The organism is Vibrio sp. F13, assembly GCF_020806305.2.
Lineage (GTDB): Bacteria > Pseudomonadota > Gammaproteobacteria > Enterobacterales > Vibrionaceae > Vibrio > Vibrio crassostreae_C.
This window is the reverse complement of the sequence record NZ_CP170175.1, coordinates 1,544,872-1,557,948: the sequence shown is the minus strand read 5'-3', so window position 1 is coordinate 1,557,948 and position 13,077 is coordinate 1,544,872. Positions and strand designations below refer to the sequence as shown.

The window sequence follows — 13,077 nt, the reverse complement described above, 5'->3', positions numbered from 1 at the left end:
TATGAGTGTGGCAATAATAACACCAATATATAATGAAGAAAAAAACATATTAAAATGCTATGAAGCCATTAAAAGAATTGAATGGAAAGATATAGAGTGGGTTATTATAAATGATGGTTCTACTGATAGAAGTTCTGAAATAATAAATAATTTACCTAAAGTAAAAAACATAGAGATCAAGTTAATTGAAAAAGAAAATCAAGGTGCATTTTTAGCAAGGAAGTTGGGAGTAAAAGCGACTCAAAAAGATTTTATTACCATTCTTGATTGTGATGATTTTTTATCCGAAGATGCGATTTTAACATGTATGCAAAAATTCAGTGGTAAAGTTGATTTGGTCTGTCATCAATTGATTTTTAAAAATTCTGTTAATGATCGCCCATTTATTTATTCTAATAACATATGGCCAATAGAGGGCAAAGTAGGTTTCTCACAATGTATTGAAAAGTGGGGGCTTCATGGGTTTTTTATTGCGAGAAAATCTTTACTGTTAAAAGTTTATGAAGAATTGGAAAAAGATTGCTATATAAAAGGTAATAACATAAATGACGACGAGTTGTTTTCAAAGTTATGTTTCTATTTCGCAAGGTATATAGATAAAAGTCAAGGAAAGTATTTTTATATCGAAAACCTAACGTCAACAACAAGAAGGTTTCATGAGCAGTTTTATCGTATAGGTAATACCCCTCTCAATTTACTAACGTTCATCAGAAACAATTGTATAGAATTGGAATTTCAAGCTAAGCAATATATCTTTTCGACTGCGAGCGGCTTGTTGTTGAGATATGTCAAGTGGTACTTCAAGTTAACGAATAAATATCAATGGGAAGATATGATAAATTCATTGCTGAACATTATAAACGGACAAGAGATGCGAAGAATTATTATGAAGTCAGACAAAAAGACAAAACAGTTATCAAAGTTAATTTTCATCAAATTTATCTTAATGGTTGCAAGAGTTAAGAAGGTAAAATAGTAATTATGGAACCATTAGTTACAGTTGTAGTACCATATTATAATCATCAATATTATGTTATAGACGCTCTAAAATCTATATATAGTCAATCATACAAAAATATTCAAGTTATTATAATTGATGACTGCTCATCGGACGCTGGTTATCAGATTATTCATGATTTTATTAACGAACGTTGTTTAGATTGGACATTTTTGAGGAATGATAAAAATATCGGACTAATTAGAACAATTAAACGCTCCTTGAATTATATTGAAGGTGATTATGTTTGTATTTTAGCTTCTGATGATCAATGGCTCAATGAAAAAGTAGAGCTTCAGGTCCACACTATGGTGAATGCAAAAGTCGATTGCATTTCCGCAGGTTATGAGGAAATACCTAGTGGAAAAAAGTTCAAAGTGCCAATGTTTATCGAGTATTCTTCAAATGATATCATATATGGAAATTATTTTATGCCAGCCTTAAATCTGATGTGGAGTGCTCAGCGCTTCAAATTAATTGCATCAGAAATGAAAGAGGATATAGGTTTAGAAGATTATCATATGCTTTTAGCTCAGTCATTAGTTTATGGGTCAGTATATTGTCTTCCTGAAGTGCTTGGGAAGTATAGGATACATGATAATAATACGAGCTCGAATCGAGATTTTATTTACCAAAAAAAATGTCAGATTATAAAGTCATTCATCGATAAGGGTAAGGTCTTGCCTACATCAGCCTTAGATTTTCAAACTGCTATTTTTCTTAAGCGAAGTTCTAAATATTTAGAATTAATTAAGTTTCTATTTTTTAGACCCAAAATGGTATTGAATCTTTATTAAGGTTAAGTTGGCTAAAAAGTATTAATATGAAAAATTACGTTTTGATTGTAATGACACTGTTAACGCTTTCAATATGTGTTGTTTTAGGTGTTGACTATCCTGATTTGAAATTGGAATTGATTATATTATTTATAGTCAGTACCATTTTTATATCTTCAAATACTTTTGGTTCGTTTAGCCCATTATACTTTTTCGTTACAATAATGATATTTTTGGGTTACCATTTAAAGTTGGTTAGGTTACTTCTTTTCGATAGCTCGATGACCGAACCTATTGGTTACTTTAATTACGATTTAGTCAGTTATAGTGAAATGATCAACTTGATTTCAATTGGTCTGTTATCGTTAACTATTGGTAGATTTATTCAGTGTTTATTACACCAATACTTTTTAGAACGTGAACATCTAAACCATCCACCTTTGTGGTTTTCTAACAATCAACGAGTCTCGATAATCACTCTTACAGTAGTTGCCATCATTGTGTTTGGTGTTATGATAAAAAATAACTCAGCGATTGGCTCAACACTTTCGCTACCGTGGCCGTTTCCGCTTGTAATTTCATTTATGGGTTCCTATGGAATTATAATATTGACGTTTAAGTTTATTGAATACAAGTTAGCTTTAAAAGAAAAGGCATCGATACTGTTTTTTATTATTTTGTGTGTATCTATAGTCAGTTCGATAGCTCTTGTTAGTCGTTCAGTTTTTGTTTTTATATTCATACCTATTTTAATGTATTCATTGAATAGGAAAATAATGAATGCATCGTTGTTCTTTAATGTTTCCTTAATTAGCTTTGTTTTTCTGGTTTACATTCTAGGTATTGTAACTATAGCAAGACAAAATGAATTTGAAATTAATACATCTTATCTTTTAGATTTATCAACTGTATTGCCCAAAGGAGTTGAACAACTTCTCTATTTGATCACTTCAAGGTTTGTCGGACTTGAAGGTTTGATGGTCTTTATTGGTAATAAATCTAATTCGATTGACCTTTTTTTATCTCTACTCACAGAAAAAACGTTACCTGGTTCATATACTGTCTATTCTCAGGTAACTGGAGAACTGAGTTATTTAAGTTATGATAGAGATCTATTTCTTTATTATCCTTTTCCTGGCTTTATGGGTTTCTTTCTTTCTTCTGGAAATTATATATTATATTCAATGTCAATAGTTTTTCTGTATGTTTCATTTTCTGTTTTTGAAGTGATTTATGCTAATTTAACCAGGAGTAAATTAATTACTTATTACTTATCACTGACATATGCTATGTTATTTTTACAGTTCTCAGTGGTACCGTTACAGTTATTGAAGAATAGTATATTGTTACTTTTGTTTTTATTGGCGTTTAGATTTTTCGAAAGAGTATCATTAAAAATTCATAATAATTAATAAAGTGAGCACAGCTTGTATATTTTAAATTTCATTCCAATAAAAACCGGTGGTGGTTTACAAAACGTATTAAGTTTTCTACACGGACTCGAAGATAAATCAAAGTATCTTGTCTTTTGTCGCTCTGAAAGTAGTATCGAGAATTATTGTAAAAATAACGATATTTCTTATGTTCCTGTTAATTCCGGTTTTTTATCGCGGTTAAAATTTGAATTAAAAGGATTTAAATTACATGTAAAAAGAGACGATGTTTGCTTTACCTTTTTTGGACCACCAATGATTGGAAGTTTGAACTATTTGTACAATATCTCTGGTTGTGCGTATTCCAATTTGTTTTATAAGGATATAGATTTTTGGGGTTACTTGCCAAAATATAAGAGATTCCAAAAGCATTTAATAGATAAATATAGGCTTTATTTTACGTCTAGAAGTGACGAGGTTATTTTTGAAACCGAAGAACTTCGAAATCGCGCTACATTGATGAGCGAGTTTAAAGACTGTCAACTTCATGTTGTCAAAATGGCAGTGAGCAGGCTAGTTAGTGGCGTTACCGACGCTCATGACGAATTTAATTTAGCTGATGTTTCCGGGTATAAATTTTTATTTTTATGTGGCGAACAACCAAATAAACGAGTATATGAGTTTATTGATATTCTTCATGAGCTAAATAAATACGGTGACTTTAAAATCATACTTACAATGAATGAGTGTAGCTATCTCAATCAAATTATGGTTAAGGCTCAGGGTTTAAACGTGTCAAGTAAAATCATAAACTTGAAAACTATACAGCCTCAGTCAGTAAAAAATGTTGTTAGTTATATTGATGGAGTGGTTAATATTGCGAGGTTAGAGAGCTTCTCAAATAATTTCATTGAAGCTTGGGCTATGAAAAAATTATTAATTGTTGCTGATGCTAGTTGGTCAAGAGGTTGTTGTGAAGGTTCTGCAGTTTATATTGAACCAAATAATATTATTCAATCTAGTGTCGAAATATTAAAGGGAATTAATAGCAAAGATCATTATATTGAATCGGGAAGTAAATTACTTCTGTCTCATCCAACACCTGATGAAAAAAATCAGAGTTATTACTCTATAATTGAAAGGTCGAGTTAATAGTGAAATACTTTCTAGTTGTGTCATATGAATTTTTATCAAGATTAATTTTCTCTTTACCTAGATATAGACTTTTTAATAGATTTAAATCATGGTTTTTATCAATTATGGGTGCCAAAATTGATAAAAGAGTTATTTTTTATCCTGGGGTTTGGATTCAACCAGGGAAGAATTTGGTTATTGGATCTGATGTCGACCTTGCATTAGATGTATTAATTACAACATCGGGTGGGGTTCATATTGGTGACAGAACTCTCGTTGGGTATCGCACTCAGATTATAAGCGGTAATCATCGAATTCCTGCCAATAAAGGTCAAATATTCGGCTCTGGTCATGAGTATCAGAAAGTAACAATTGAGCAGGACTGTTGGATTGGAGCTAACTGCACAATTATGCCTGGAGTAACCATCGGTACAGGTTCTGTAGTCGCGGCTGGTAGCATTGTGACAAAGGATGTGGCGCCGTTTTCTATTGTTGCAGGAGTACCTGCAAAACTTATAAAAACAAGGTCCTAATGAAACAAATATTACAAAACATCTCGAACGGCGAAACGAGTTTAGTGGAAGTACCGTGCCCACAAATCAAACACAGCAATGTACTCATTGCGACAAGGAAAAGTTTGGTTTCCGCAGGTACAGAGCGAATGCTAATTGATTTTGGAAAAGCTAACTTCATCGACAAAGCACGCCAGCAACCCGACAAAGTAAAGATGGTACTCGGCAAAATCAAAACAGATGGCTTGATGCCTACTGTTGATGCCGTGCGCTCTAAGCTTGATCAGCCTCTTCCACTCGGCTATTGCAATGTAGGTACAGTTCTGGATAACGGTGGTACAAATTTTGACGTAGGCACTCGTGTAGTTTCCAACGGCAATCATGCTGAAGTGGTAAGAGTTCCTAAAAACTTATGTGCTAAGGTGCCAGATAATGTCGACGACGAATCTGCAGCGTTTACGGTTTTAGGTGCTATTGGCCTTCAAGGCGTTCGTCTTATTAATCCTACATTGGGTGAATGCGTAGTTGTCACCGGTCTGGGGTTAATTGGACTGATTACAGTTCAATTACTTAGAGCAAACGGCTGTCGTGTACTAGGCATTGATTTTGATTCGTCCAAATGTGAATTAGCACGACAACTTGGTGCTGAGACAGTAGATTTATCCAAAGGCGAAGATGCGATTAAAGCGGCTGAGGCATTTTCACGAGGTCGTGGTGTTGATGGAGTTATCATTACCGCTTCAACTAAAAGTAGCGAACCACTAAGTCAAGCTGCAACAATGTGTCGTCAACGTGGACGTATTGTTTTAGTCGGAGTTATTGGACAAGAGATCTCACGTGCGGACTTTTTTGCTAAAGAGTTAACTTTCCAGGTTTCTTGCTCTTATGGTCCAGGTCGTTATGACACTGAATACGAAGAGAAAGGTAATGATTACCCAGTTGGGTTTGTTCGATGGACAGAGCAGCGAAATTTTGAAGCAGTATTAGATATGATGGCTTCCGGAGCGCTGGATGTTAAGCCACTTGTTACTCATCGTTATGCGATTGACGATGCTTTAGAAGCATACAAATGCCTAGACGATAAATCATCGTTAGGTATTGTTCTCGATTATCCAAATAACGACACTGCAGTTTTAACCGCTCGTTCTATAACTTTAAATTCTGAAATTGCTTCAGCGCCATCTTCTGCGTCTTGCGCATTCGTCGGTGCAGGGAATTATGCGTCACGTGTTTTGATGCCCGCTTTTAAAAATGCAGGTGCAAGCTTAAATACTGTTGTAACTAGTGCTGGTATGAGTGCAGTGCACCACGGTAAAAAGCAAGGCTTTGCTAAAGCGTCAACAGACTATGCTGATGTGTTAGCTGATAAAGCTATAGATACAGTTGTTATTGCGACGCAGCACAACCTGCATGCTCAACAAACTCTTGATGCTATTGCCGCCGAAAAGCATGTATTTGTTGAAAAGCCTTTAGCGCTTGCTGAGTCTGAAGTCGACCTTATTGAAAACGCCTTTAATGAAAGCCAAACTAAACCTAAAGTCATGGTTGGCTATAATCGACGTTTTGCACCACATGTTGTGAAAATGAAAGAGCTCTTATCTTCTGTTAAAGGGCCTAAAACGTTCATCATGACAATGAACGCTGGTGATATCCCTTCTGATCATTGGACCCAAGATCCCACAGTAGGTGGTGGACGAATTATCGGTGAAGCATGTCATTATATTGACCTAATGCGTCATTTAGCCGGGTGTAAAATTACAGGCTTTAATGCGATGTGTATGGGGGATTCACCTGGTGTTGCTATTCGTGAAGACAAAGCTAGTATCACACTGTCATTTGAAGATGGTTCAATCGGTACTATTCATTACTTTGCTAATGGCGGTAAAGATTTCCCGAAAGAACGTATTGAAGTGTTCGCTAATGATGCAGTTCTACAACTCGATAACTTCAGAAAACTGGTCGGTTTTGGTTGGAAAGGATTTAGTAAAATGAAATTGTCGAGCCAAGATAAAGGGCAAAATGATTGTTCTAAGGCGTTTGTTGATAGTATCAAAGAAGGCTCTGCATCACCAATTAGCTTTGATGAAATCATTGAAGTTGCGAGGGTTTCATGCCAAGTGGCAGAGCAACTTAGAAAGTAAAATACCAGTAAAGGGTAATAAGGGGCTATGGCCCCTTTTTTAGATATGAATAAAATTTTAAAGATGTACCACACCCTCAAGTACTTAAAGCCCATTCAATTTAGTAACCGAATTTCAAGACGATTCACTAAGGTGACATTTACAACACCAGAAACAACCGTAAATGAAATATCAACAACAAATTGGCAAACATTTTCGGTATTAAATTCATGTTATCAAGGCAATGGTCAGTTTAGATTTTTGAATGTCGTAGATACGGTTAGTGATTGGAATGACGCAACAAAAGCTAAACTTTGGCTTTATAATTTGCATTACTTCGATGATTTAAACCAGTTTGGGTGGCAAGACAGAACTGAAATTCATCATAGTTTGGTCAATACTTGGATAGAACAAAACCCGAAGATGATAGGAAATGGATGGGAGCCTTATACTATTTCACTTCGCTCGGTAAACTGGATCAAGTGGTTTTTATCGGGTAATGAACCAAAAGAAGAATGGTTGGCTAGCTTATCATTGCAGGTTCAAGCTTTAGATCAGCAATTAGAATATCATTTATTGGGTAATCACTTATTTGCAAACGCAAAAGCTTTGTTATTTGCTGGTTGTTATTTCAAGGGTGAGTTAGCAGACGTATGGTTAAAGCGTGGTCTGGCTATTTTAAATGAAGAAATCCCAGAGCAAATTCTTGCTGATGGCGGTAATTTTGAACTAACGCCTATGTATCACAACACCATCCTTGCCGATATGCTTGATTTGTATCAGTTAAGCCTTGTCTACCCATATAAGGTTCCGAAAGCTATTAGTCAATACTGGTGTGAACTCATTGGAAAAATGTTGTCATGGGCTGAACACATGCAACATCCCGATGGTGACGTATCCTTTTTTAATGACTCAGCAATGGGTATTGCTCCCAAGCTGGCTAATTTGCAACGCTATGCCGAAGTGCTCAATGTTACGGTTCCTGCCGCTAATAAAGCCAAAGTCACGGAACTAAAAGAAAGTGGTTATGTAGTTGTTCAGGACAATGTGAATAAACTCATGATTGATGTCGCAAAAGTAGGGCCTGATTACATCCCCGGTCATGCTCATGCAGATACTCTTTCATTTGAATTGAGTATTGATGGTCACCGAGTATTTGTAAACAGTGGGACATCGGTTTATGGCTTAGGCGAAGAAAGACTAAGGCAGCGCAAAACCGAAACTCATAATACGGTAGTGGTTGATGACATGGATTCATCTGAAGTCTGGAGTGGATTTCGCGTAGCAAGACGTGCATACCCTAGTCAACCGTTCATTACGGATAATGAGAGCGACATTAGTGTTGAATGTTCTCATGATGGTTACATGCGTTTACCTGGTAAAGTGATGCACACTCGAAAGTGGACATTAACGGAAGGTGACTTATTTATTAGTGACAACCTAACGGGTACGTATAACCACGCAGAAGCCCATTATCACCTCCATCCTGATGTTAAGGTTGAAGGGTTAAATAACGCCAGTCAAGTCAGACTCCACTTGCCGAACGGTACTCAATACACGATTAACGCTGAAGGTGCTGCCATTAAGATACTTGAGACGACATGGCATCCTGAATTTGGCTTATCGATAGCCAATAATAAGCTGGTATTAAATTTTAAACAGAATGAAGTGAACTTTGTTCTAAAGCGAGCGTAGCAATGCATATTCTTTTTCTTACTGATAACTTTCCGCCAGAAGGCAATGCGCCAGCAACCAGAACTTATGAACATGCTATCCGTTGGGTGAAAGCGGGGCATAAAGTGACAGTGATTACGTGCGCACCAAACTTTCCTGAAGGTAAGGTATTTGATGGGTTTAAAAACCGCTGGTATCAAACTCATGATCTCGATGGCATAAATGTCGTTCGTGTAAAAACGTTCATCACTGCTAATGAAGGTTTTGTAAAACGTATTCTGGATTACATGTCATTCATGGTAACGGGCTTTATCGCAGGGCTGTTTCAGAAAAAACCGGATGTCATCGTAGCGACTTCACCTCAGTTCTTCTGTGCTTGCGCCGGTTGGGCGTTGTCAGCCGTTCGTCGAAAACCGTTTGTATTTGAGCTACGTGATATATGGCCCGCGTCTATCACGGCTGTTGGTGCTATGAAGGACAGTTTTGCAATTCGCATGTTAGAAAAAATAGAAATGTTTTTATATCGAAGAGCCGATTCCATTGTTTCAGTAACCCACGCTTTTAAAAAGGAATTGATTGAACGTGGAGTGGATGGAAAAAAAATAGAGGTTGTTTTAAATGGTGTCGATCTGACTAAGTATGAGCCTTCTGTATTTAAAGATGCTGATTTAGCGAAACAATATAACCTGGAAGGTAAGTTTGTAGCCGGTTACATTGGTACTCACGGTATGGCGCATGGCCTAGAACATATTGTAGATGTAGCCGAGCGCTTGCAAGACAATGATGATATCCGAGTCGTATTTGCAGGTGGTGGTGCTGCAAGGAAAAAAGTCGTTGATCTTGTACAGAAAAAACAGCTTAAAAACGTAGTCTTGATTGATAGGCAGCCAAAGGAGATGATGCCCAAACTATGGTCTCTGTGTGACGTTTCATTGGTTCCCTTAGTTAATAGCGATCTCTTTAGAACTGTTATTCCCTCCAAAATATTTGAATGTATGGGTATGGGGATACCAACGATAATGAGCGTACCAGAGGGTGAAGCTACAGAGATTATCCGTGACACAGATTCAGGATTAGTGGTTGAAAGTGAGAGTGTTGATCAAATCGCGGCTGCAATTTTGCAATTGCATGAGGACAAAAAGTTATATCAGCGAATACGTTACAATAGTACAGAAGCCGCACCAAAGTTTAGCCGAGATATTATGGCGGCGGATATGGAATCTATTTTTACAAAGTATATTGGTTAGTTTTTTTTAAATAATTAACTGCATATTGAAAATATCCAATTTCATATTTTGAAATTGGATATTTTTCTCTTTAAATGATCACGTATGTAAGTTATGTACAGTCTTAGTTTAGTTGTACTTCTGCATTTTGCTATTTAGGGTATACTTTTCTGATATAAGAAGTGATCTTCCAAATGTTACTTAATATCACAAGGTAAACAGCAAAGCAGATGAAAAAAGCATAAAACATGACATATTCTGGGATGTTTAGTATTTCACCGGAAATACCTATCACCGCGTAGAGAGTTGCAATACTACAAATAATGATAAGTGTTTGTGTTGAGCTTAACCCCAAACGCTGGGAAATGTGATGTAAGTGTTCACGGTCAGGCTTAAAAGGAGAGTCCCCTCTTCTTATTCTACGAATCATGATAGCAGCCATGTCCATCAAAGGTACAGCAATTAACCATAGCGCAGTAACTGGACGCAGTGGTGGAGAGCTTCCATTTTGACTAGATAGCAGCAATAGCCAGATCACGGTAAAACCAATCAACATACTCCCTGCATCCCCCATAAATACCTTTCTTTTTCGGCCAAAGGCACCGAGGTTTAGCAGGATGTACGGAATGATCACAACGACTAAGACTAAACAAATGTAGGCTAAATTCGATTGCCCGTCATGGTTAAGCATGATGCCGAGCCCACCAAAAGTTACGATAGATAACCCGCCCAGTAGGCCATCAATTCCGTCGACCATATTAAATGCATTGATCGCTCCCACCACTGCAAGTGTGGTTACAAAGTAACCAAACCAGCCTAGTGTAATAACATCACCGCTACCAAAGACATCACCTATTGTATTAAGCTCAATACCGCCCACAACCATCATGATAACAGATAGCCCCGCTTGTACTGCAAATCTTAGTTTAAAGCTGATGTCGTATTTATCATCTAAAACTCCGATACCAACAAGTATTAGAATACATGCTGCATAGAGTGGTGTATTAGGCAAAGTGTGTGGGTTATTGAATAAGAAATAGAGAATAGAGATACAAATCGACACACCACCAACTAAAGGTATGGCACCGCTATGTAATTTACGAGCATTTGGCTTGTCAACTAATCCTATTTTTTTTGCAAATTTACGCATGGTAAAAGTAGTCGCAAGAGAAAAGAAAAACAGGAAAAGGAGGTCAATAAATGAAATGAGCACGATTCAGCCTAATAATGTATTTTAGAGTATTTTAGAGCATTTGACATCGAGTTGAAAGAAAGGATAGTCATCTATGTGAGGAGACTGTCTCAATGCCTAAACTAAGCCTTAAAGGCTGAGGATAGGCACTATGGACAAGAAAGAGCTCGAAGCGTTCGCCAAGAGGGCGACCAAAGGTATTAAACCAAATGCTGAAGAAGATTGCGGTTGAGGTCGCACTCAATACAGAGATGGATGAGCATTCTGGCTACGAAAAACACAAATCACCAAACAAACTGAAACCGTTGGCTATTGCGCGCCGTGAGTGCCTAGTTCAAGTAAAGGCTTGAGAATGACGTCGATTAGTCTTGCAAGCATCATGATTTTAGCGGTCGTCTTTGTATCGCCACTGGCACGAATGGCACTGTAACCTGCCATTGGGGAAGCTAATAGGGGTATGGTGACATGCCAGTTCAGTATTTAATCAAATATCAAAGGAAGTAACTCAGCCTCGGCACCCAAAAAGGTAAATAAGTCTTCGAGTGTAACAATGCCAACGGCGGAAGCGCAACATACTAGAAGTAGTGTGAGCAATAATCCGTGGCAGGTAAATCTTGCCTCATTTTGGGCGCAGCCTTAACCAAGTAAACGCCCAATACACGTCGAAAGGCCGATACCAACCTCATAGTGATGCAGTTAATCGCCCGTGTTTGTCTTGCATGTAAAACGCAGGTTGAACTAAAATACGACTAGAATACAATGAACAGTTAGTTGTCCGAAGAGTGCTTTAATAAAGCTAACAAGTTGCACAATACTAACAACATACAGTGTGATAGCATTCAGCAGTTATTAATTTAGACTTTGAGAGATTTATAGTGAAGCAACAGAGCCAACCACAGTCGTACTCCCCAGAAAATCCACCGATGCAGAGCTCGAATGATGTAATTAATCTGCGAGAGCTTCTCAAGGCATTGTGGGATGGTAAGTTAGTAATAATATTGATTGTTGCTGTATTTACGGCCAGTAGCGTTGTCTTTGCTTTGTTATCTCAAGAATGGTGGTCTTCCAATGCTAAAGTTACAAAAGCTCAACCATATGAGATTGCGGCATATCAGCAGCAGGTGAAACAGTATCAACCAGTTTTTGATATTTATCAAGATGATGGCACTGTCCTTGTCAGTAAAGATTTGGATAGTTTAGTCGATTCAGATGTGTTGTTCCAACGTTTTGTGAATACCTTTAATTCAACTAATAATAAGAGAAACTTTTTAGATAATAGTGCTGAGTTCCAGGAGTATCAATCTTCTATGCTTAGCAATAGTTCTGATATGGAAGTGGGTGATACCAGAGTCCGATATAGTGCGTGGTTCAATAAAATTTCCGCGTCTAAAGTTGATAAAAATGATCGTAATTCACCACAGATTGTCAGTTTTCAAACAGAGACTAAAGAGAGCAGCTTTAACTTATTAACAGCTTACATTTTGGCGACTGAGTCGAAAGTTCATCAAGATGCATTCAATAACTTGAATGCAGTTGTTAGTGGTAAAAGGAACGAGTTGATTCAACAAAAAAGAATCTTAGAAAGCCAGGCAAGCAATCAATTATTGGTCGAAACTGAGCGAGCAAAATACGCTGCCCAAATTGCTAAGTCTGCAGGCGTCGATAGACCAATCCAAACAGGTAATGAAAAAGAACTGTTTAGTATTGATTTGGGTGCTAAGGGTTTAGATGCAAAAATTAGGGCTTTAGAATCGGTTAAAAATCTGAGTGTTATAGAGCCTCGCCTTCAACAATTAAATGCAAAACTAGAGATGTTGGGTCATCTTGAAATTGACCGTACTGTTGAGTTTCAAACATTTCGTTATATAGAAAACGTTGAACAACCTATTACTCGAGATAAGCCCAAGCGTTCCCTTATTGTCGTTCTCGGAACATTACTTGGTGGAGTGTTGGGTGTTGTGATTGTGCTTATACGTTTTGCGTTTAGGAAAGAAGATTAATACCTTTAATGGCGAGTGGTTAATCACTCGCCATTTTTTATTCCTCCTTACGTACTACCTCTTGAGCCAAGAC

At 37.2% G+C, this 13,077-nt stretch carries 10 protein-coding genes and 1 pseudogene; 9 read left to right on the top strand and 2 right to left on the bottom strand.

Annotated features, from left to right (window positions below; genetic code table 11):
* The first annotated feature begins 1 nt into the window (after position 1).
* Genes LMH68_RS07060 through LMH68_RS07025 form a run of 8 tightly spaced genes read left to right on the top strand, consistent with a single transcriptional unit; the run spans position 2 to position 9,833 of the window.
* The gene (locus LMH68_RS07060; protein WP_229648310.1) at positions 2-976 is read left to right on the top strand and encodes a glycosyltransferase family 2 protein; all 975 of its coding nucleotides are present in this window, start codon (positions 2-4) and stop codon (positions 974-976) included.
* A gap of 5 nt (positions 977-981) precedes the next feature.
* Entirely contained in the window at positions 982-1,794 is an 813-nt protein-coding gene (locus tag LMH68_RS07055; RefSeq protein ID WP_413755688.1) for a glycosyltransferase, read from the top strand.
* Positions 1,795-1,820: 26 nt separating this feature from the next.
* A complete protein-coding gene (locus tag LMH68_RS07050; RefSeq protein WP_229648312.1) occupies positions 1,821-3,185 on the top strand; it encodes a hypothetical protein in 1,365 nt (454 codons plus the stop codon).
* Positions 3,186-3,200: 15 nt separating this feature from the next.
* A complete protein-coding gene (locus tag LMH68_RS07045) occupies positions 3,201-4,298 on the top strand; it encodes a hypothetical protein (RefSeq protein ID WP_229648313.1) in 1,098 nt (365 codons plus the stop codon).
* A gap of 2 nt (positions 4,299-4,300) precedes the next feature.
* A complete protein-coding gene (locus LMH68_RS07040; protein ID WP_229648314.1) occupies positions 4,301-4,813 on the top strand; it encodes an acyltransferase in 513 nt (170 codons plus the stop codon).
* Complete coding sequence (locus LMH68_RS07035; RefSeq protein ID WP_229648315.1) at positions 4,813-6,933, top strand: bi-domain-containing oxidoreductase; 2,121 nt, start codon at positions 4,813-4,815, stop codon at positions 6,931-6,933. Before LMH68_RS07040 ends, LMH68_RS07035 begins: the two co-directional genes overlap by 1 nt.
* A 45-nt stretch (positions 6,934-6,978) precedes the next feature.
* Positions 6,979-8,607 carry an alginate lyase family protein gene (locus LMH68_RS07030; RefSeq protein ID WP_324295276.1) on the top strand — a complete coding sequence of 543 codons (1,629 nt, stop codon included), beginning with the start codon at positions 6,979-6,981 and terminating at the stop codon, positions 8,605-8,607.
* 2 nt (positions 8,608-8,609) lie between these two features.
* Positions 8,610-9,833 carry a glycosyltransferase family 4 protein gene (locus tag LMH68_RS07025; protein WP_229648317.1) on the top strand — a complete coding sequence of 408 codons (1,224 nt, stop codon included), beginning with the start codon at positions 8,610-8,612 and terminating at the stop codon, positions 9,831-9,833.
* A 130-nt stretch (positions 9,834-9,963) separates the two neighbouring features.
* On the opposite strand, the gene wecA is transcribed toward LMH68_RS07025, so the two are convergent.
* Both wecA and LMH68_RS07015 read right to left on the bottom strand, forming a co-directional pair.
* On the bottom strand, positions 9,964-11,025 hold the full coding sequence (gene wecA / locus LMH68_RS07020) for a UDP-N-acetylglucosamine--undecaprenyl-phosphate N-acetylglucosaminephosphotransferase (RefSeq protein ID WP_229648318.1): 1,062 nt from the start codon (positions 11,023-11,025) through the stop codon (positions 9,964-9,966).
* A gap of 250 nt (positions 11,026-11,275) precedes the next feature.
* Positions 11,276-11,714 (bottom strand): annotated as a pseudogene (locus LMH68_RS07015) (MATE family efflux transporter); the annotation flags it as partial.
* Between the two features lie 165 nt (positions 11,715-11,879).
* Here LMH68_RS07015 and LMH68_RS07010 point away from each other — a divergent pair.
* Complete coding sequence (locus LMH68_RS07010; protein WP_229648319.1) at positions 11,880-13,004, top strand: LPS O-antigen chain length determinant protein WzzB; 1,125 nt, start codon at positions 11,880-11,882, stop codon at positions 13,002-13,004.
* The last annotated feature ends 73 nt before the right edge of the window (positions 13,005-13,077 follow it).